The 19,348-nt window shown below is 66.1% G+C and carries 21 protein-coding genes and 1 pseudogene; 11 read left to right on the top strand and 11 right to left on the bottom strand.

All coding sequences use genetic code 11. The annotated features are described in order from the left end of the window. Positions 1-4,650, bottom strand: coding sequence for an FtsK/SpoIIIE domain-containing protein (locus ACIBNA_RS43135; protein ID WP_399170833.1), 4,650 nt, complete (start codon positions 4,648-4,650; stop codon positions 1-3). Positions 4,651-5,027: 377 nt separating this feature from the next. On the opposite strand from ACIBNA_RS43135, the gene ACIBNA_RS43130 reads away from it, so the two are divergent. Further along, on the top strand, positions 5,028-5,327 hold the full coding sequence (locus ACIBNA_RS43130; protein WP_215119661.1) for a WXG100 family type VII secretion target: 300 nt from the start codon (positions 5,028-5,030) through the stop codon (positions 5,325-5,327). A gap of 76 nt (positions 5,328-5,403) precedes the next feature. On the opposite strand, the gene ACIBNA_RS43125 is transcribed toward ACIBNA_RS43130, so the two are convergent. Next, positions 5,404-6,153 (bottom strand): hypothetical protein, encoded by a 750-nt coding sequence (locus tag ACIBNA_RS43125; protein WP_399170832.1) that lies wholly within the window; start codon positions 6,151-6,153, stop codon positions 5,404-5,406. An 83-nt stretch (positions 6,154-6,236) separates the two neighbouring features. On the opposite strand from ACIBNA_RS43125, the gene ACIBNA_RS43120 reads away from it, so the two are divergent. From ACIBNA_RS43120 to ACIBNA_RS43075, 10 genes are all read left to right on the top strand, one after another. Next, a complete protein-coding gene (locus ACIBNA_RS43120) occupies positions 6,237-6,548 on the top strand; it encodes a WXG100 family type VII secretion target (protein ID WP_193482487.1) in 312 nt (103 codons plus the stop codon). Then, positions 6,545-7,771, top strand: coding sequence for a putative T7SS-secreted protein (locus tag ACIBNA_RS43115; protein ID WP_399170830.1), 1,227 nt, complete (start codon positions 6,545-6,547; stop codon positions 7,769-7,771). The genes ACIBNA_RS43120 and ACIBNA_RS43115 overlap by 4 nt, the downstream gene beginning before the upstream one ends. Positions 7,772-7,804: 33 nt before the next feature. Then, positions 7,805-8,401 (top strand): hypothetical protein, encoded by a 597-nt coding sequence (locus ACIBNA_RS43110; protein WP_399170829.1) that lies wholly within the window; start codon positions 7,805-7,807, stop codon positions 8,399-8,401. After that, entirely contained in the window at positions 8,382-9,050 is a 669-nt protein-coding gene (locus tag ACIBNA_RS43105; RefSeq protein WP_399170828.1) for a hypothetical protein, read from the top strand. The genes ACIBNA_RS43110 and ACIBNA_RS43105 overlap by 20 nt, the downstream gene beginning before the upstream one ends. Positions 9,051-9,082: 32 nt before the next feature. Further along, a complete protein-coding gene (locus ACIBNA_RS43100; RefSeq protein WP_399170827.1) occupies positions 9,083-9,625 on the top strand; it encodes a hypothetical protein in 543 nt (180 codons plus the stop codon). Then, a complete protein-coding gene (locus ACIBNA_RS43095) occupies positions 9,622-10,206 on the top strand; it encodes a hypothetical protein (protein WP_399170826.1) in 585 nt (194 codons plus the stop codon). Before ACIBNA_RS43100 ends, ACIBNA_RS43095 begins: the two co-directional genes overlap by 4 nt. Before the next feature lie 263 nt (positions 10,207-10,469). Beyond that, on the top strand, positions 10,470-11,522 hold the full coding sequence (locus tag ACIBNA_RS43090; RefSeq protein ID WP_399170825.1) for a hypothetical protein: 1,053 nt from the start codon (positions 10,470-10,472) through the stop codon (positions 11,520-11,522). A gap of 26 nt (positions 11,523-11,548) precedes the next feature. Beyond that, positions 11,549-12,193, top strand: coding sequence for a hypothetical protein (locus ACIBNA_RS43085; protein WP_399170824.1), 645 nt, complete (start codon positions 11,549-11,551; stop codon positions 12,191-12,193). Beyond that, positions 12,186-12,779 (top strand): hypothetical protein, encoded by a 594-nt coding sequence (locus ACIBNA_RS43080; RefSeq protein ID WP_399170822.1) that lies wholly within the window; start codon positions 12,186-12,188, stop codon positions 12,777-12,779. The genes ACIBNA_RS43085 and ACIBNA_RS43080 overlap by 8 nt, the downstream gene beginning before the upstream one ends. A gap of 23 nt (positions 12,780-12,802) precedes the next feature. Then, positions 12,803-13,444, top strand: a complete 642-nt coding sequence (locus ACIBNA_RS43075) for a hypothetical protein (RefSeq protein WP_399170821.1) — start codon at positions 12,803-12,805, stop codon at positions 13,442-13,444. Between the two features lie 34 nt (positions 13,445-13,478). Here the strand turns inward: ACIBNA_RS43075 and ACIBNA_RS43070 are convergent, their stop codons facing one another. The 9 genes and pseudogenes from ACIBNA_RS43070 to ACIBNA_RS43030 form a co-directional block, all read right to left on the bottom strand. After that, on the bottom strand, positions 13,479-13,607 hold the full coding sequence (locus tag ACIBNA_RS43070) for a hypothetical protein (protein ID WP_399170820.1): 129 nt from the start codon (positions 13,605-13,607) through the stop codon (positions 13,479-13,481). Between the two features lie 9 nt (positions 13,608-13,616). Further along, positions 13,617-14,597, bottom strand: coding sequence for a hypothetical protein (locus tag ACIBNA_RS43065; RefSeq protein ID WP_399170819.1), 981 nt, complete (start codon positions 14,595-14,597; stop codon positions 13,617-13,619). A 5-nt stretch (positions 14,598-14,602) separates the two neighbouring features. Continuing rightward, positions 14,603-14,884 carry a hypothetical protein gene (locus ACIBNA_RS43060; protein ID WP_399170818.1) on the bottom strand — a complete coding sequence of 94 codons (282 nt, stop codon included), beginning with the start codon at positions 14,882-14,884 and terminating at the stop codon, positions 14,603-14,605. Positions 14,885-15,071: 187 nt separating this feature from the next. Further along, positions 15,072-15,758, bottom strand: coding sequence for a hypothetical protein (locus ACIBNA_RS43055; protein WP_399170817.1), 687 nt, complete (start codon positions 15,756-15,758; stop codon positions 15,072-15,074). A 2-nt stretch (positions 15,759-15,760) separates the two neighbouring features. After that, positions 15,761-16,639 (bottom strand): hypothetical protein, encoded by an 879-nt coding sequence (locus tag ACIBNA_RS43050; RefSeq protein WP_399170816.1) that lies wholly within the window; start codon positions 16,637-16,639, stop codon positions 15,761-15,763. 16 nt (positions 16,640-16,655) lie between these two features. After that, the gene (locus tag ACIBNA_RS43045; protein ID WP_399170815.1) at positions 16,656-17,918 is read right to left on the bottom strand and encodes a putative T7SS-secreted protein; all 1,263 of its coding nucleotides are present in this window, start codon (positions 17,916-17,918) and stop codon (positions 16,656-16,658) included. After that, positions 17,915-18,220 (bottom strand): hypothetical protein, encoded by a 306-nt coding sequence (locus ACIBNA_RS43040; RefSeq protein WP_399170814.1) that lies wholly within the window; start codon positions 18,218-18,220, stop codon positions 17,915-17,917. The genes ACIBNA_RS43045 and ACIBNA_RS43040 overlap by 4 nt, the downstream gene beginning before the upstream one ends. Positions 18,221-18,267: 47 nt before the next feature. After that, a pseudogene (locus tag ACIBNA_RS43035) lies at positions 18,268-18,711 on the bottom strand (hypothetical protein); the annotation flags it as partial. Between the two features lie 15 nt (positions 18,712-18,726). Next, positions 18,727-19,348 (bottom strand): ISAs1 family transposase (locus tag ACIBNA_RS43030; RefSeq protein WP_399170813.1); only part of this gene is annotated, 622 nt, incomplete at its 5' end.

Raw genomic sequence — 19,348 nt, 5'->3', positions numbered from 1 at the left:
TCACCCCGGGACGACGACCGTGCGTAGCTCGCCGTCCCCGAGGTGCAGCATGCCCTTGCCCGGGGCGACCTGGCCGCCGACCATGCTGCGGGACAGACGTAGGCCGATGAGGTCGCCGCTGGAGGACTCCTGCGGGGAGAGCAGGATGCCGCGGCGGGCCTTCTTGGCGTCGACCTGCCAGCCCGAGAAGCCGCTGCACACGTCCTCCTCGTCACCGGCGATGACCATGGCGAGGCCGCGTTCGGCGCCACGGGAGACCAGCTTCTTCATCTGGCTCTCGGCGTCGCAGTCCTCCAGGATCTCGCCGTCGTCGATGAGGACGGCGATCGGCTCCTCCAGGGAGGCCTGGTCGATGAGCTCCTCGAACTCGTCCTCGTCGATGTCGTCGCCGGTGAAGACCTTCAGCACGCCGTCCGTGCCGTCCAGTTGGCGCAGGAGAGACTGGCGCGGCGCCGCGATGACCAGGCGGGTGCCCTGCGCCAGGAACGACTGCGCGAAGTTCCAGAGCACCGTCGAACGGCCCGACTTGGCCGGACCCGCGACGACGAACGCCGGTACGCCCTGCGCGAGGTCCGGTCCAAACCCGATGATCTCGTCGCCGCCGATGCCGACCAGGCCCCACAGGCGCGAGCGGGACGCGTCCGGGTCGCGCATTTCCCAGGCCTCCGGGAAGGAGATGCGGCTGGGCAGGCTGTCCACGCGGAACGGGCGGCGCGAACGCGGGACGTCTGCGTCGCGGGCCGTGGCCGCCTCGCCGATCGCCGCCAGCGCGGCCGCCTGCCCCTGACCGGTCGTGTCCTCGGCGAGCAGCGCGAACTGCGTCTCCGTACCGAACTCGTTGCGGAAGGCACGCCCCGGCGGGATCTCCTCGGGCACCTTGCGGGCCGGAATGCCGAGCGCGGAGAAGTCGCTGCGGTCGGCGAGCCGCAGGCCGTACTTGTCCTCGGTGAGCGTGGCGATACGGCCGACGAGCAGGGTGCGGTCACCGGTGAGGACCAGGTGGATGCCGACGCTCGCGCCCTCGCGCATCATCGTCTGCAGTTCATCCGTGAGCGAGCCGTGGTCGATCTCGCCGAGCGTGGGCACCCAGCCCTCCCAGCGGTCCAGCAGCACGACGATGTGCGGCAGCCGCTCGTCGTCGGAGACCGAGGCCCGCTGCTCACCGATGTCCGCGAAGCCCTTGTCCGCCAGCAGGTCCTGGCGGCGGCCCATCTCGCCCTTGAGCCGGTTGACGAGCCGTACGACCCGCTCGGTCTGGTTACGTCCGACGACCGCGCCGCAGTGGGGCAGCCGCGTCAGGGCGTTGAGCGCGCCGTTGCCGCAGTCGATGCCGTAGAGGTGCACATCGGCGACCGAGTGCGTACGGGCGATCGAACCCGCGAGGGTGCGCAGCACCTGGGAACGGCCGCTGCGCGGGGCGCCGCCGATCATCAGGTGGCCGAAGGAGGAGAAGTCCACGGCGACCGGGCGGCGGGACTGGCTGGCAGGCAGGTCCTCGATGCCGTAGGGGGCCGGCGGCAGCTTGCCGGGGCCGCCCGCGAACGCGGGGAGTTCGACCTCGTCCAGCAGCAGCGTCTCGTCGAGCGCGGGCAGCCACGGGCTGTGCTGGGGCGGGATGCCCAGCGAGCTGTTGGCGTCGCGGATCGTGTCGACGAGGACCTTCAGGTCGGTGATCTCTTCCTCCTCACGGGCCTCCGCCTTGGGCTTGACCAGCGCAGACCGGCCCAGGTCCTCCCAGGTCAGCGGGCCCACCCAGGGCATGAGCACGGCCGGGTCGGCCGCACCGGGCCGACGGCCACCCACGCGTCCCGACTGGAAGGGGACCAAGGAGGAGTGCCCGAGCCGGGCGTAGGCGCGGCCCGGGGTGTTCTTGGAGATGTGCCCGGCCTCGGGCGAGTCGATGACGTCGGACGACTCACCGCCGTCCGTCACGCGCAGCGCGATACGGAGGTTGGTGTTGGCGCGGATCTCGGGAGACACGACACCACTCGGCCGCTGGGTGGCCAGCAGCAGGTGGATACCGAGGGAACGGCCTCGCTGGGCGATGTTCACGAGCCCCGTCACGAAGTCGGGCAGGTCACGCACCATGGACGCGAACTCGTCGATGACGATGAGCAGTCGGGGCACCGGCTGATGCGACGGATCACGGCGCACGAGATCCTGGTAGTCCTCGATGTCCTTGGCGTCGGCGGCGGCCAGGATGTGCTCGCGCCGGTGGAGTTCGGCACCCAGCGACTCCAGGGCACGCTCCACCAGGTGGGCGTCGAGGTCGGTCACCATGCCGACGGTGTGCGGCAGATGGACACAGTCCTTGAAGGCCGCGCCACCCTTGTAGTCGACCAGCACGAAGGTCATGTTCTCGGGCGTGTTCGCCACCGCGAGGGCCGCCACGATGGTCTGCAGCAGCTCCGACTTACCGGAACCGGTCGTACCGGCGATCAGCCCGTGCGGGCCGTCCTTCCGGATGTCGATCCCGAACGCCCCGTCGTACGACTCACCGATGACGGCGAGCGTCGACTGCCCGCCCATCCGCCACCGCGCCATGATCGCGTCGCTCGTCGGCGGCTCCAGCTGCAGCACGTCGAGCAGCCGGCTCGAACCCGGGAGCGCCGAGTCCTCGGTCTCACCGCTGATGTCCCGCAGCGGCGACAGCGACCGGGCGAGCCGCAGACACCACGCGGCGGAGACGAAGTCGGGCCGCACGTCCTTGAGGCGCTCCGCCCCGGCCTCCTCGACACGCAGCCTCAACTGCTCACTGATCCCGGCCTGTTCCGGCTGCTGGGCGGTGGTGTGCCAGGCCTGGAAGGAGGGGAAGGCACCGGCGACCTGCTGTGTCTGTTGTTGCTGGATCTGCTGGGCGGGCTCGTACTCCTGGGCCTTCGGCTCGGCGACGACGTACGCCTGGCACTCACCGGGCAGGAACCGCTCCTCGGCGTCGAGGCAGATGGCGAACATGGACACGGAGGGCCCTTCGCGGAGCAGCCGCACGACGCCTGGCAGGGACCTGAGGCGCCGCGATCCGTCCCACACGACGACGATGTCGGGATCACTGAAGGACGACGCAGCCTGCGACTTGTTCTGCTCGGCGGCCTTCTTGCGCGCGTCGAGGATCTGCGTCAGCTCGCCGATGCGGGCGCCGACGGTCTCGGCGTCGGTCCCGATGAGCGCGTTGACGTCCTGCCCGCCGGTCGGCCGGGAGTGCGGCAGCCAGCGCACCCAGTCCCAGGACTCCTGCGCGGCGTTCTCGCTCAGCACGTAGAACTGCACGTCCATCGGGCTGTGCAGGGCCGCGGTCTGCGCGACGGCCCAACGACCCAGAGCGCGGGCGGAATCCCCGGGCCCGGCCATGCCGATGACACCGAGGGTGCGCAGGTGCAGCGCGACCGGGGCGTCCTCGATCTTCCAGGTCACCTGGCGGCGGTGGTCGTCCTGCTCGGGGTCGTCGAGCACGACCTCGGAGGGCAGCTGCCCGGTCCCGAAGCGGACGAGGAGGTGGTCGCGGTCGGTACGCCTGCGTTCCCACAGGCGGGTCCGCGGCCCGGTCCCGAGGGCAAGCACGGTCGCCGGATCGGGTATGGCATGGCGCCGGTCGGTCCGCTCGGCGACGAGCGCGTCCTGCGCGTCCTTCTCGATCCGCTCCTTCTGCTCCTCGTACTCCTCGACCTGCTTGGCGTGCGACTTACGCCCGTGCTTCTTGTCGTTGTAGTAGTTCGCGAACAGCAGGATCGGAGCCAGGCCGGCCATGATCAGGTAGTACCAGCGCTGGAAGATCATCACCGACACGACGGCACCGACGAGCGGCGTCAGCGCCATCAGCCAGGGCAGGGGGCGGGCCTCGTAGTCGCGGGGCGGCGACGGAAGCCGGAAGTTGGTCTGCCGCTCGGGCGGGCGCAGCCGCGGGGGCCGGTTGTAGTCGAGGCCGACGCCGTCGTCGGACCACTTCAGCGCGGCGTTCGGCGGTGTGTAGCGGGTGAGTTCGAGGAGGGTGTTGCCGAGCCCGATCTGCCCGCCGAGCGGCCACTCGGTCGGCCCGCCCTTCTTCTCTTCCTTCTTCTCCTGGTCCTTCTTCTTGCCGCTCTTCTTGTCCTGGTCCTTCTTGCCCTGGTCCGCTTCGTCGTTCTCGGCGAGGGACTTCCCGTCGAGGGTGACGTGCTCCCTGTCCATGTGCACGGCGACCTGGCAGGTGCCGTCGGTGGCGACGGAGAGGGTGAGGGCCCGGGCGTCGACCTCGGGATCATCGATACGGACGTACGAGGCGGCCCCGCTGCCGATGTCGTAGCGCCCGACGCCGAGCCGGTGCACGAACCCGGCGGCGGGCCCGCCGACGACGCGCAGCTCGACGAGGCCGGTGGGCTCACCGGGCAGACAGCCGGAGGGATCCTGGAGGCTGACGACGGCGCCCTCGCGCAGGGGAGACCCGACGACGGTGGCGTTCGGGTCGACGGCGTATCCGTCCACGTAGACGAGGGGGGCGTTGTTGGCCGGCGCATGCTGATGCTGCCCGAGCGGGATGACCTGCGCCCCGCTGTGCCCGACCTGCTTGGCCAGCTCCTGGGCGATGTCCCCCACGGTGGACTCAGGATCGGCATCGAGCACGACGTCGGCGGTGCCACCGCCGTACGGGTCGACGACGGTCAGAGTCAGGCGCACGACTAGTCCTCCCCGTGCCACTGGGCCGGTGTGGCCGCGTGGTTGTGTGGCTGCTGTTGGTGACCGCTGCGCTGTCGCGCTGTCCGCTCCAGTCCCGCGGGTCACAGCCGTAAGGGACGATATCCGTTCGGTACGGCGGTGGGGCAATGGGGAGGCACCGTGACGTTCCCTATGGCAACGTCGTACACGACTTCATGACCGCTCGTTCACAAGCCGGGGATGCTGCACCACAGGCCACACCCGTAAGCTGCTGACGCAAGAGCGGACGATCACACCGGTTGCCACGTGCGACCGGCAACTCGGCCCGAGGGTCGATGAGTCCGCAAACAGGGAGCCACGGGGGTTGGCCCTGCGGCGTTGCGAAAGGGAGCGGCTTCATGGCCAAGGACCTTGACATCACATATCAGGACATGCGGGAAGCTGCCAAGCATGTCGTGAAGGAGAAGGAAAAGCTCCAGGAGAAGCTCGACGCTCTCCGCAAGTACATCAACAACCTTGTGCAGTCCGGCTACGTCACGAAGAGCTCGTCGAAGGCGTTCGACGAGAACTTCGACGAGTTCGTGAACGGCACGAAGACCACGCTGGACGGTCTGGACGGCATGGGGGACTACCTGACCATGGCTGCGGACAAGTTCGAGCAGATTGATGAGGAGCTGGCCAAGCAGGCTCGCAAGTAGGCGCGAGACGCCTGCCCGGTGCCGGTGGCGGAGGCTGCCGGCACCGGGCAGGCGTCGTCCGGTCGGCCGAGGCCCGTCAGCTGTCGGGGAGGGGCTGCCGGAGCAGGTGCATGTGCAGGTCGCTGCGGAGCTCTTCCGTATCGACGCGCAGCCAGGATCCGTCACCGAAACGTATGAGCAGCAACCTCGTCTCGAACTCGCCGGAGAAGGGGTCGACGAGGGTTGCTTCGGAGGCGGGAATGCGGGCGACGACCTGTAGGCGCTTCTCCCGCCCCACGCTGACGCGCTTCGGCGGAGCCGCCAGGACGATTCCCTCCTGGGTCGCGAACAGCATGCGCTGGTGGTGGGTGGAGTGGCCGTACCAACGCAGCAGGAACTGCCCGGCGTCACCGTGCCAGTCTCCGTCGAAGACCTTGTCGAGGCCTTGTTGGGTGATGGTGGCGTCCCTGCGCCTGTCCTCCTCCTTCTTGGCCCGCCGCTGCTCCTTTTCTTCCTTCGTATCGAGGGCTCGCTTGACGGCTTCTTCCGCTTCGGCAAGAAGACTCAACAGCATGAGGAGGAGCTCGAACGGCGCACCGAGCACCATGCCGATCATGCCCAGCGGGGGCATTGCGGCAGGACGGATCCGGGGGTTGCCCGCGGCCTGCAGTACGTCTGCGGGGGGCTTCGGGATCTTGTCGATGAAGCACCAGGCGCCGGCTTCGGCTTGGGTGCCGAGGCGGTCCATTGCCAGGCGCTGCTTGCCCGTAGGTGTCACGTCAAGAATCTCCTCGCCGACGCGGAACAGGATTGGTGTATCGAGAGCGTATCTCGTACGGGGTGCCATGCGGAGTGAGGGAGTCCGCAGTCGCGCCCGCGCTCGTCAGATTCCATCGAGATAAGTCACAGAACCATAGAGAGGCATCGCTGATGGGGGACCATATCAAGGCGGATCTCGCCGCTATCAAACAGTGCTCACGCGATCTGACCAAGATTCATGGCGAGTTCGAGCGAAACGGCAATCCTGCGGACGAGTATGGCCAGGCGGTAGGTCACGGTGGCCTCAAAGATGCCTTTTCTGACTTCGGGGAAACCTGGAAGAAGACTCGGAAGAAACTGATGAAGGAACTCGAGCAGTTGGCCGAGTTCACCCGGACCGCCGCCAAGGCGTACGACGAGATCGACCAGGAGTTGGCCAAGGCCATCCGGGATGCCAAGGCGCAGAGCAAGGGGAAAAAGTGAGCAGGACGGACGCCGACTGGCCGCCTCTGTGGCACGACGACCCGACACCGGGTGACCCGGAGGAAGTCGCCGAGCTGGGACGCAAGTTGCGCAAGATGGCCGACATGATCGAGGAGCAGTCCCGAGTCATCAAGACGCTTGCGTCCGTGGAGGGTTGGGACAGTGAGGCCGGAAAAGGCTTCCATGAACTCGCCGGTGGCACGGCGGACAAGCTGAAGAAGTCGTTCGAGCGCTATGACGAGGCGGCCAAGGCGATCGGGGAGGAGGTGCGCGAAGGAGAGTCGGACCAGTTCGCCGGAGAGATGCGCCGCGCGCAGCGGAAGGCGGACAAGGCGCTTGCCGACTACCGCGAGGCCAAGGCCGACCACGACCTCGCGGACGACGAGGTGAAGAAGTTCACCAACCCTGCTTCCCCCGGGGCCGGGCCCACCGCCGCGAATAAGGAAGAGTACGAGCGCTGGGTCAAGAAGCGTGACGAGGCTCTGCACCGCATTGGTGATGCGCGCAGGGCGGTGAGAGACGCCAGGGACATATATGACGACGCGGGAGACAAGGCTGCCCGCCATATCCGGAATGTCGTGCACCACGATGCTGTCCGGGACCCGGGCGGTTTCATGAACCTCCTGGCGGACTGGGCGGATATGTTGTCGAACATCTCGGCTGTCCTGTCCGTGCTGGCGGTGATCTGCGCTTTCGTCCCACCGCTTCAGGCCCTGGTTCCCCTGTTCGCGGCCCTTGCCGTGGTGACCAGTGCGCTGGCGCTCGCCGGCCATGCGTATGACATGACCGCGCGTGGTGGGAAGGTCGACTGGCTGAAGTTGGGTGCTGATGCGCTGGGAGTGTTCCCGGGGCTCGGCGTCCTGAAGGGGATCAAAGCTGTCAAGGGTATGAAGGGACTGGCGAAGTTCAGGTTCAGCGGATCCGCCGCATTCCGTGGCGTGGGAGACAACTTCCTGAATGGGATCGCTGTCAAGAGTGTCAACTGGGTTCTGAAAAAAGCAGGGCACACCGCAATTGAGGGCAGGAAGATCACGGGAGTGATCAAGGGGGCCGGTCTCGGAAGCGCTTTGCATAGGATGTTCAGCGGCGAGAACGGCGAGAGGACCGGTTACCAGGAGCCCGCCAAGGCCGGCACGCCCACACCCACTCCCACTCCGTCGCCCTCGCCCGGTCCCGCCCCGAACGTCTCGCCGAAGGCGTTCAATGCGGCCCTGGCGGCATAGAACCCGGCAAACCATTCAAGGAGTGCAGGAGCCATGAGCGACGACAGTCAGGACTACGGGCGCTGGGAATTCATCGGACGCCGAGGTGGCGACGTTGTCACCCTGGTGGGCGGCTCGGTGATCGCCGCCGTGCCCGAGGCGAAGCGAGCTGCGGAGGAAGCCCGACGAGAGCTTCGGTTCGACTTTCTGGACGACCAGGCGGTGCTCGAGTTGCTGCGTCGGCGGCATCTCGATGAAGAGGGCATGTTCAAGGCGGGCTTTGTGCACGGAGTGCCTCTGGCGCTTGTGGGCCTTGGGGTCGTGCTCTATTGGGCCGGTGTGGCTCAGTACTGGGAGACTGCCACCTACCGAAACTCCTACCTGGTGATCTCCGCTGCCCTCGTAGTGACGCAGATCTTCTTCTTCGTGCGAAGCGTGATGTCGCAGTGGGGCGATCCGGTGAAGCAGAACCTGCGGGCCCGGGCGGCAAGGTACCGAAAGATCGCCCACATCGCTCGACGGGGAGGAGCGGACATCCCTGCTTTCTATCCGCACTACGGGCCCTACCCCTTCGCAGCGACCTTCCGTCCTGAAGTGGACGACCGTGAACAGTCCAAGAGTAAAGGCGCAGATGACCACGGACACCGTTGACGAAGCCCGGCGCAGCCTCACGGAAAGCGATGGCATCGAGGTTCGTTGGATCATGCCGGAGGGTTTTCTTGAGCTGCCCTTCGAGGCGGGTGACTTGGATGAGCTGGCCGAGCAACTGCTCGAGTTGGCCAAGCAGGCGCTGCCCGGTGCCGACGAGGAAGTGCAGATACAGTACGCCGCGATGTGCGCGGCGCACTACGACGAGTTCATCGAGGCGGGCGTGCAGTACGCGGGCTTCGTCACCACGGAGGTCGACGGTGTCCGCTGCACGGCCACGGTGAACGTCAGCCTCCTGGACCTCGATGAGCGGGCCGGAAGCAATCCGGTGGGCTTCATCGCGACCACGATGCAGCACCTGGAACTCGGGCAGGTCGGCGAAGTGCAGCTGCCGTGCGGTCCGGCGGTGACATGCGTCGGCAACCGGTCTTCCAGCATCGACGGCAGCCTGACGCAGTCGGGGGAGGAGGAGCCGATATGGACGTCGTTCATTCAGGTCCAGATCCCGCTGGACAACGGGACCGTCCTCCTGCTCGAGATGGGCACGCCGACGGTCGAGGGGTGGGAGGTCTTCTCCGCCATGTTCGCCGGCGTCGTGAAGAGCGTCCGTTTCTTCGACGCCCACGGAGCTCCCCTGGTGATGCCGGGGTGAATGAGCCTTCACAGGGCGAAGCCTCATCACGGGTGGGTGTCCCGCGGGACTACAAGCTGCTGGTTCCGCGGGAGTGGTTCCGCATCGACCTCATGCAGGACCGCTGGCGGGCTCAGCTCAAGACCTTCGTGGACCGGCAGGCAGAGGGCCGGAATGTTCCGGCGGAGCTCACACAGAAGGTATGGGCCACCCTGCGCAACACCGCGGAAGCCGGCCGGGCACGTGGGGCCATGGAGTTCTACCTCCTGACCACCTCACGGGACGGCGGCCTTCCGGCCTCGCTCCTCGTGTCCCTCGTGCCCTTGGGCGAGACCCCCGCCGACCCGCAGAAGTACGCGGCGTGGCTCGAAGTACGAGAGCCTGAGGGCCCTTCACCGCGGCAGGTGTCGGTGGTGGATCTCCCCGCCGGCACTGCCGTGCGGGTCCTAGGTGCCACGACACTGGACGTCCACACCTTGATGCCCGGCGGGCTGGGCTACTTGACCCTCTCCTTCTCGGCACCGCTCATGGGGATGTCCGGCCCGATGGAGCGGTTGTGCGACGCCATGGCCGGCTCACTACGATGGGTGCTGTGAGAAGACGGCAGGTGCGGAAGCCGGCCGAAGAGGCAGGATCCCACGTCCGGTTCGGGGCGCGGGACGGCTTCGGCATTGCTGGGGCGATGCTCTGCATGGTGGTCGGTCTGGGCGCGATCCTGCTGGTCATGGGCATGTGGAAGCGGTTCGCGCGTGAGACGGTGCCGACGCTGGTGGACCTGCCCGGCGGTTTCTGGGCGGTCGGTGCCGTCCTGGGCGCGATCACCGTGCTCGGAGCAACCGGAGGGTTGCGGTGCGCGCCAGGAGCCTCGGGCCGCACCCGCCTGGCGCGTGGCCTGCACGCCGCGGGCACGGCGGTCTGCTGCGCGGCCGCGTTCGGACCGCTCTTCTATCTGCTGAGCGGCCTTCCCGGCAAGAACTGCCGTTCGGAGAGCTGTGCCTACATCCCCGGTACCGGCAGCGCGTTTCTGGGCTACGTCATCAGCACCGGCCTGGTGGGCTGGCTCGTCCTCCGCTGGATCAGCGCACGGGCAGAGGAAGAAGCGGCTCGGGAGCGGGAACGGGTGCGGAGGCTTCGGAAGAAGGGGAAGGGGAAGAGCCGGGCGGCGCGTCCGCAGTAGCACAACCTCGAAACCCGGCTTGCCTACCTGGGCGCAGCACCATAGTGAGCGGGGTCTACCAGTGGTGAATCCCAGGCCGGGGCGGGACCCCGAAGATGACGTGCTCTGCCCTCCGACCAGCCCAGCCCGACGGCATGACAAACAAGCAAGTTCCTGCTGAGCCCCTCCTTCGCCAGCTGAGGGGCTACTGCGTTATGGGTGGTGCGCCGGCCCTCGCCAGATGCACCGCCCGGCGTCCGAAAGCAGAGCGGGACGTTCTGCGCGTGCCGCTCACGGCATGGTTGCCCGAGGCCGGCGTTGTCGGCGCCATGGACCTGGGACCGTCGAAGTGCCTGGACCGGACTGGGCTCAGGGACCTTGTCGCGACTCTTGGCATTCCGCTGGAAGAGGGCCTGCCGCCCGCTGGCGGCTTTGGAGCACAGGGAGACAGTCGGGAAATCCGACCGGACCGTGCTGTCCATGCCGACCTGCCCCGGTGGCATAGCTGGGCAAGAGGGCTCGGCATGTTCGGGTGGTTCGTCGCTGTCGTGACCGCTTTCGCCGCTGATCTGATTTGGGCCATGCCTGTTGCTGCGTGCGCCCTCCTCCTGATTCCGGCATCGGATGGCGTCGTACGCATCGCGGCGTGGTGGCGGAACAGAAGAAGCGACTCGTTTGTCGGAGCCCTGATGTTCAGGCCTTCGCCCGAAGCCGGAGCGACCCGGCGGTTCTTGCGAACGGCTTCCGTTCGAGTGCTTCCCCACGACGTGGTCCTGACCAACACGGTGGGAGAGGAACGCTGGCTCGGGCGGACAGGTGCGCACGGAGTGGCGAGGCTGGTACGACTTGTCGCCCCCACGACGGGGGAGCCGCTCGCCGTCGAGTTCCAGGACCGCAATGGCGAGGCGCGGGCGCTGCTGCCGTGGAAGTACTGGTTCGCGGGACGGCAAGGGCGCGATCGCTGGAGCGAGCTGAAAGCGGCTCTGGACGTTCCTGTTGCGGACGAGAAGCTCCGTCATGCCAAGAACGCCACCGTCTGGTGGCAGGGACACATGCTCAGTGCGGACGTCCGCAAGATGTCACCGATGGACGCGAAGGAAGCCCGCAAAGAGACCGATTGGCACCGTGCTGTCATCGGCAGGAACGAACTCCTTGCGCTCCCGCTCTTCAGCGCTGTGCTGCTGGCCGGGCTCTTCAGTGACGAACTCCCGGCTTTTTTGGCGGGCTTGTTGTCTGCGCTGACCATCGCGGCGGCTCTGGTTCCCGCAGTGGGGAGTGCGCTTGGCAGCCGCTTCTCGTATGACAAGATGATCGAGAAGGCAGAGGTCAACGTATGAGATCAGCCGACCACGTCGGAGTTACCATGACCGCACCTGAAGGTAGTGACAGCATCGCACCGCCGGCTGATTACCGGCTGCTTCTGCCGGAGGGGTGGTTCCGCGTACTCATCGACCCGGAGCTTCGCCAGCGCTCGGTCGACGCACTGATCAACCGGCAGTTCGAGGGAGTCGACAACGCACCTCACCTCAAGCGGCAGCTGCGTGAAAGCCTGCTGGCGCAGGCAGCCGCAGCGTTCCGGGACGGTGGCATCGAGCTGTACCTGAGCCTGCAGAAGGCCGACGCTTTCACCATCCCGGCTTCTCTGCTCGTCACACTCCTGCCCCCGCCCGGCGGAGATCAGTCGACTGTGCAGGACATTTCTGCCCGCCTCTCCGCCAACGAAGAGCTGGAAGTGTCCGTGGTCGAATTGTCTTCGGGACCTGCGGTGCGCACCCGCAGGTCGACAGGACAGCCTGACCGCCCGGCCCCACCAGGTATGCCGGGTAATCCTGACAAGACTCTTCCCTCGGTCACGCTCGATTACCAACTGCCGATCCCCGGAGCCGGCGCATGTCTGCTGCTGACATTCTCTACCCCCCTGGTTCAGATCGGGGATGCGATGGTCCAGCTCTTCGACGCGGTGGCCGCTTCGTTGGTGTGGGTGGGCGGTGACGACGGTCATGAGTGAGATCAGTGCATGCGGCATCGTCGTTCCGACTGATTGGGTGCCGCTCCCGCTTGAGCCATCGGACGACATCAAAGGCTGGGCCAAGAGCACTGCTGCGGAGCTACGTGACCGAAGCAAGGCAGCAGGCTACGAACTGGACAAGCGGATGTTGAGGAAGGAGTTGCAGACTCGGGCCGACGACAGCCGCAGCCGAGACCCGTTCTATGCGTTCGCCTACTTTCCTGACGGCTTCGACACCGCGCTGGCGATCCTGGAAGTCGATTTGATTCATCCCGATGAAACAGTTCCCAGGATCACGTTGGATTGGATCGGCGAGACTTTCAGTGCTGACGACTTCGGCCCTCCGCAGATCTCGCGTACGGATCTGCCGGTCGGCCCCGCCGTGCGCATCCGCCAGGATTTCGCTGCTGACTCGCCTCCACGCAGCGGACCTGGAGTCCTGATGGAGACGCTGACCTATGGCATCCTCCCGACTGGCGCCGAGAGCGCCGTCATGCTGTTGGTGTCGTGGACGGTGCCCGGTATCACGGAGGAAATGGAAGCCGCGGCGGACAGCATCGCGCAGACTGTGACGGTGGACCTCTGAAGTCGTACGACATAGGGGGCCGCATGTCAGTTCACGAGCATGTGTACCAGTTCGACTTCCAGTCGGGTTGGCTCGACCTGACCCTAGAGAGTGTTGATTGGGTGGAGGCCTGGGCGGCGGCCACAGTGCTTGCAACGACGCAGTTTGAGCCTGCCAGGCTGACGGTCACCACACGCAAGCTGATCCGGGAACTCAGGCGTCGTGCGCTCGATCTGAACAGGGAGCAATCGAATCTTGCGGCTGCCCGTTACACGCCCGAAGGGCGGGTCCTCGCGGATCTGAGGTTCGACACGTACGGCGAGGATGGAAAGCCGAGGCCTTTGCCGACTGAAGTAGTCCCGCTGCTACTGCAGTCCGTTGGGACCGAGATAGCCGCAGAGCCGGATGTCCGACACCTGAACCTGGAAACCGGTCCGGCTGTTCGTGTCCGGGCGGATCTCAAGGAGAAGAGACGCTTTGGCTTCGGGCGCAGGCAGGCGGCCGGCGTGATCAAGTACGCCATGTTCCCTCCCGGGCTGGAAGACCTGAGTGTTGTCACGATCAGGTTGTGGCAGCCGAAGGAGGCTGACGAGGCGACTTTCCTGGCTGACCAGTTGGTGGCCACAGCGCGGCTGGTGCCGGCGGAAACCGAGGAGCATCAAGCGGAACCCGATGCGGGTCGCTGAGCCCGCAGAGGGCACAGTCGGCTTCTGACAGCCCTCAAGGCAGGTCAGCACCTTTGAACACGTCTTCGGAGGACTCATCATCCAGGTCTTCTACCGGGTCAGCGAAGGACACGGGCTGCAGCATTGCCGACATCAGGCGGTAGATCTCGGTCCAGTGATCCATTGAGGCAATTCAGTCCGGCGAAGACCGGCCGGACGGGGGTTCGGGCGCTCGCAGGCGTCGTCGCGTGGCAAGCCCTTCGAGTGACCAATCCTCCAAGTGGTACTGCGACAGGTCGACCGTGTTGCCGTCCACGTCCATCACCATGTCGCGGGTGGAGTGCCCGAAGAAGGCATTGGTGGTACTCGGCGCCAGGACCTCGACGCGGAAACAGCCGCACTCGCTGCGCGTGACCACGGGAGGGCCTGCGTCCGGGGCATGAGCCGACGCGAAGGTCTCGGCTGTCTCGCGTTGGGCCGGCGTGAGGGAATCCAACGGTACGAAGTCGAGCCGGTCGACGAGGTACCGCATGAGGCGATCCCTGCCAGAGGTGCGCAGCCTGCACCAGGAGCCGTCGGTGAAAATGACTTTGACGTCGTCACCGTCTTTGAAGTCCCTGCGCTCGATGCTCCCGATGGCGGCGCGCGGCGTCTCCCAGAGCACTGTGTCGTCGACGCGCTTGTAGTCCCGTTCGGAGAAGGGCATGCCGACGATGACCAGGCGGCTGTCCGTGACGATCAGGTGCGTGCGGTAGTGCTTCTGCTTCGAGCGCGCTGGGTCCAGCTGCCATGGCAGGGTACGGGCGATGGTGCCGGGCGCGGCCCACATGACGGGAAAGTCCTCGACTTCATCGGCCGGGTCGTCGGACGAGCCGGAGCCCGAGCGGGACGACGGGCCGCTGAGATTGCCGCCGAAGGCGGAGAGAAACGCCATGAAGAGGACTCCGACGGTCAGTGCCGTACCCCTGAGGGCACTCCCAGTCACTGCGCCACCCATTGAACGGGCGGCGTGCGTCGGTCCCTCGGGCCAGCCGTCCAGCTCACGCTGTATGTCATTGCGCTCGGTGTCACGGAACCACCGCCTGCCCCTGACACGCATCGCCGCACCGCTGGCGAAGGTGACGGGAACGCGGGCGAGGAGCGTTTCCCCTGCCGCTGGCTGCCAGACGTTCATGAAGGTCACTCCGGGTTTGGGTTGAGCCAGATGCTGCGGGCGAGGTCGTCGAGGATGCCCATGTTCACTGTCAGCCAGTCGAGTTCCGTCGACACCGTACGCACGGTCGCGTAGACCTGGTGTTCCTCCGACCACCAGCCGTAGTTGAGGGAGGCGTACACGCCTTTATCGCCGAAATAGCGAAGATAACGCAGCCCTCGCCCGAGGCGGTCGGAATGGAAATCCGAGACGTCGGGTCGGCGAACAGGGTGGTCACCCGTTGCCTGAACCATCATGCGGAGTTCCATCTCCCGGCCCTTGCCCTCCGACTGCTGGCGAGACAACGTCCGGGATCGGATGGGCATCCGCCAGCTGCAGAAAGTGATCGGCGATCGCAAGCCGCTTGGGCCGCCGCCACCACCGTTTGTGGCGTTGATGAACGATCTCCGTGCACGTGACGGCCCACTTCACCATCTCGTCTTGGTCCCGCTCGGATCACGGGCGGTCAAGGGGCCGATCACTCGAGTCGTCGGACGGAGTGCCGAAGGACACCGTTTCCAGGACGGAAGCCGTCATGTCGCAGATTTCCCCCCAGTACTCCATGGCGGCCGTATCCAGCGTGAAGACCGCGATGAATGGGGCATCCGGGAAGGGGAGGAAGATCTGGATCTGGCCGGTGAGGAGTTTCGCTTCTTCGCCTGTCGAGGTGAGCTCCGCACCAATGGTGACCTCGCGAACGCTGATATTCGATACGGCCGGACCACAGGGCAGGGTGATGCGACGGCTGTCGTTCCCCGGGTCCCGGCCGAGGGACTGCGCGATCGCGCCAGCGGCCTCTTCGGAGGTCGCGTAGGGGGATTCGATGGCGCCCACCGTGAAGGAGAAATGCACGACGCCGCCGTTGTCGTCGCCGAACACACCCATGGCCGAGTAGGCCAGGCCGGAGTCCGAGAAGACTTCGGTGAGCCCGGCGTAGAAGGGTGCAGCCGACTCCCACAGGTGGGCGTCCCCCTTGGGGAACAGTTCACGAGCGAACTCGGCAGCGGCGGATATTCGGGCGTCCGGGTCCGCGTCGACGGGCAGGGCGTGGAAGCCCTCCGGTGCCACGAACCACAGAGGAGGAATGGCCGGATCGTCGACAACGGTCGGGATGCCGGAGGATTCCATGTTGTTGGTGCTCACGTTCACGCCTTGCTTGGTCCGATGTCTCCGGGGGCTGGGGGTACGTCCCGGCCGGCCTCGTCCATGACGAAACCTCGTGACTCGGAGACGACGCCCCGTTCGCGGCCGGGAGCTGTGGACTGGACTCGTACCAGTCCGCTAGGCAACCTTGTGATGATGGGTGGGGTGGCCCCAGCGGGCGAGGATGTCGTAAAGCTGGAGAGCCGATCGCGCTGCTCAGCCGAGAGCTCGGACTCGGACAGTCGGTGATGGCTTCCGGTGAGCAGCCCGACCAGCTCGGTGGTGTGATCTGAGACGTTCGCCGTCAGCCGTGCCCAAGAACCGTCCCGGAAGGTGAGACGGAAGTCCTTATGGCCGAAGCTGAATTGCTTGACTGCCGCTTCAGCGATGTTGTCCCGCGGTGTCTCCCACAACGCTGTACCTGACCCGACTACGAGCAGACGGTGCGTGGTCAACACCATCTCGGTGACGTACCCGTGCGGGCGACGGGAAGGATCGAGCTGCCAGGGCAGTCCACGAGCAATGTCATCGGCGTCGGCCCACATGACCGGGAAGTCGTCGACTTCGTTCTCCCGCTCTTCCAGCTTCCCCCGCCCTGTCTCCGTATCGATCGTGCTTCCGCCAAGCAGATCGGCGAGGATCCCCCAGGCTGCCGCGAAGACGCCGGAGACAGCTGTTCCCACGTATACGCCGACCCTGCCGGGGAGGTGGCGAACGGCAAAGGTACGCCCTTCCGGCCAGCTGGGCAGCTCGGCCTCGATGTCGTTGCGTCGGCGGTCACGGAAAGAGCGCCGTCCGTCCACAGACGCGGCGGTTCCGGTCGCAAACGAGACCGGATAGCGCGCCAGTGCCTTCTCACCGGGTTCCGGGTGCCAGTCCACAGGATTTCCGTCCTCGTCAGGAGGCGACCGATTCTTGGAAGCGGTCGCCGGGGTTGATGAGTTCGCCGATGTGTGTGGGGATCGACACCAGCTTCGGAGCGATCTTGATGCCTGCGTCGATGCCACGTCCCAGGTTGCTCATCGGGTCGATCGACCAGCGGTTTCCGCCAGCCAGGTTGATTATGCGGGTTCCGGCCCACTGTCCCTTATGGACGGTCTGCTCGGCGACCAGCGTCATACGTCCCATGAGCCCCTCGGCCTTGATCAGGCCGCCGTGCTTGAGGCCCCACAAACCGATCTTCTTACCCTTGAAGGTGTAGTTCACGGCTCCCGCGACGTTGTCGCCGAAGCCGACAATGTTCCGCCCGATCGTCGTGACGCCACGGGTCCCTCTGCCAAGCCGCGCCGCCCGTGCCACTGCGGCCGCGCCGTCGGCGGCCTTGACTCCCTTGGCGAACGCACTGATGCCTGGAATGGCACCGAGAGCATCAAGGCCTACATTGAACCAACTGACGTCGGCGCCGCCGGCCTTGGCGAGGAGATGACTGATGAGCGCGATACCGCTGGTCACTGCCGCAGCGGTCGCGAAGATGGCGCCCAAGGGCGGGAACGGCATCGTGATGATGGCCAGCATGCCGAGGATGCCGCTCAGGTCTCCGACCAGGTCGCCGATCGTCTTGAAGAGGTCGGCGTTGTCGTGGAGCCAGCCCTTGGTGTCGTCCCAGAAGCTGTCTTCGATGGCGTCGTCGAGTTCGTCACGAATCTTGTCCGCGTAGTGGGAGGCACGCTCGTCCCGCTCGGACGTGATTCGGTTGAGCTGTAGCCGATATTCAGTGAGCGGGTCGTGGTCCGTGCCGCTCGGGGACGGGCTCGGCTCGCCCGGACCCGGCTTGTTCGTGCTTGCCTTCTTCTTGTCGGCGTCCGTCTCTTCCTGGGCCTTCTTCGCGTTGGCGAGGACCTTGTCGGCCTGGATCTGGAAGTCCTCCAGCTCGCCGGCCCAGCTGGTCAGGTAGCCGTGTACGTTCTCGTAGCGTTCCGCTACTTCGCGAAGCTTCTTCTCCAGCCCTTCGGACTCGTCCCGCAGGGCGCCTGCGTACTTGCCCTTGAGCTCGTTGTCGTCGCCTATGCCGCGAAGCAGGCCAGCCTGTTCACGCAGAGAGCTCGCTACGCCCTTCATGCGTTTGACTTCGGAGCGTATCTCTTCCGGATCTCCAGGGACGGGATCGGACTCCGCCAGGGGATGCCAGTCCCGGGGCCGGACCTTGGGAGCCGTCGTCACTTCTTCTTTTCCTTCTTGCGTAGTTCCTTGGCAAGCTCGGTGTCCAAGCCTGTGAACCCGTCGACAGTTGCCTTGATCAGTTTTCCTACGGTGTCGATGTGCGTGAGCAGGCTTTCGCGGTAGTCGTCCCAGTTGTCCACGAATTCGTCCATGGCACCTGTGACGTCACCGCTGCCCCAGTGCTCGCGCATGTCGTCACGATGGTTGCCCAGGTTCTTGAACTCCTTCTTGATTTTTCGGAGCCGGGACTCCGACTCCACAAGAAGGTCGACGTTCACCCTGAGATCTGAGTCGTTCGCCATGCTTGGTTCTCCGGCCGGGCTGGTGTGGTTCTGCTGGAGCTTGACTCTCAGCGGTTGACGGCTTGGATCTCCTGGACGGTTACGTTCTGCTCGGTTCCGAAGGTCCCGTTGGGGAGGTCCCCGCTGGCGCCGCCCGTCCCGGTCCAGGACACTTCCCACGTGATGGTCGCTCGCAGTTTGAACGCGCCGTCGCCGGAAGAGCGCAGGTACCTGATTCCGCAAGGCGGGGTCTGGTCAGCTTTTCCCTTTGCGTATGGTTCACCGATGGAACCGTCGTCGTTGAAGGCGCACTCGCCCGAGGAGGGGTAGACCTCGGCATCCGACGTCCCTGGCTCCAGCTTGAGTGAGATGGGCTTGGCGGTGGTTGTGGCCTGGAGGTTCACACCGCCCACGTCCAGTGAGGCGGTGACTGAGACGTCCTGGAACTTGGCACGGTCGAGCCAGGCCCACGTCGGAAGGTTGACCTTGGTGGTGTTCGCCGGGGCGAGGGCAGGGCCCATGCGTTCTCAGGAGGTGATCTTGAGGAGTGCGGTGGCGTGGTCGGGGCGTGACCGGTAGTGGTCAGCTGCGGCGGCGATGTTGTTCCAGCCGGCCTGGCGCATCAGGCCAATGGCCAGGTTGCGCAAGGTGGCCATGAGGCGGGGTGCGGTGCCGGTGCGGACCCGGGAGGCGTCTTCGCCGTAGGTCACGTCTCGCACGTGGTGCAGGGCCTCCACCGACCAGTGGTCCTGGACGAGTTCGGCCAGACGGGCGGGGTCTGCTTGCTCGGAGGTGAGGCTGGTGATGGCGTAGATGGTCTTCGACTTGATCTTGCCAGTCGCTCGGTTCACGCGCCGGCGTTTGATCTCCATGGCCTGGGCGGCGTGCGGGAAGCGCAGGCCGGGTGCGACGGTGCACGCCTTGAGCCGGCGGACCTCGCGGCGGCCGTGGCCGGCCTGGGTGGTGCGGCCCTGCAGCGGGATCTCGCTCCAGGGCAGGCGTTGGATCTGCTTGCGGAGTTTCTTCTGGTTGCCCTTGACCACCAGCAGGTAGTGGCCGCCGGCCGCGATGATGTGGCGGGCGTGCCCGCGCTGGGTGTGCATCGCGTCGGCGGTGACCACGGTGCCGTGCAGGTCCAGCTGCTCCAGC

Origin of the sequence: Streptomyces sp. NPDC050164 (assembly GCF_044459945.1) — a bacterium.
Lineage (GTDB): Bacteria > Actinomycetota > Actinomycetes > Streptomycetales > Streptomycetaceae > Streptomyces > Streptomyces coeruleorubidus_A.
The sequence above is the reverse complement of the archived record's forward strand: the minus strand, read 5'-3'. Positions and strand labels throughout refer to the sequence as shown.

Coding starts and splice junctions, on each gene's coding strand:
- ACIBNA_RS43130 (WP_215119661.1), top strand. CDS start 5,028: ATGGCCAAGGACCTTGACATCACATATCAGGACATGCGGGAAGCTGCC.
- ACIBNA_RS43125 (WP_399170832.1), bottom strand. CDS start 6,153: ATGGCACCCCGTACGAGATACGCTCTCGATACACCAATCCTGTTCCGC.
- ACIBNA_RS43120 (WP_193482487.1), top strand. CDS start 6,237: ATGGGGGACCATATCAAGGCGGATCTCGCCGCTATCAAACAGTGCTCA.
- ACIBNA_RS43110 (WP_399170829.1), top strand. CDS start 7,805: ATGAGCGACGACAGTCAGGACTACGGGCGCTGGGAATTCATCGGACGC.
- ACIBNA_RS43105 (WP_399170828.1), top strand. CDS start 8,382: ATGACCACGGACACCGTTGACGAAGCCCGGCGCAGCCTCACGGAAAGC.
- ACIBNA_RS43085 (WP_399170824.1), top strand. CDS start 11,549: ATGACCGCACCTGAAGGTAGTGACAGCATCGCACCGCCGGCTGATTAC.
- ACIBNA_RS43080 (WP_399170822.1), top strand. CDS start 12,186: ATGAGTGAGATCAGTGCATGCGGCATCGTCGTTCCGACTGATTGGGTG.
- ACIBNA_RS43075 (WP_399170821.1), top strand. CDS start 12,803: ATGTCAGTTCACGAGCATGTGTACCAGTTCGACTTCCAGTCGGGTTGG.
- ACIBNA_RS43070 (WP_399170820.1), bottom strand. CDS start 13,607: ATGGATCACTGGACCGAGATCTACCGCCTGATGTCGGCAATGCTGCAG.
- ACIBNA_RS43065 (WP_399170819.1), bottom strand. CDS start 14,597: ATGAACGTCTGGCAGCCAGCGGCAGGGGAAACGCTCCTCGCCCGCGTT.
- ACIBNA_RS43060 (WP_399170818.1), bottom strand. CDS start 14,884: ATGGAACTCCGCATGATGGTTCAGGCAACGGGTGACCACCCTGTTCGC.
- ACIBNA_RS43040 (WP_399170814.1), bottom strand. CDS start 18,220: ATGGCGAACGACTCAGATCTCAGGGTGAACGTCGACCTTCTTGTGGAG.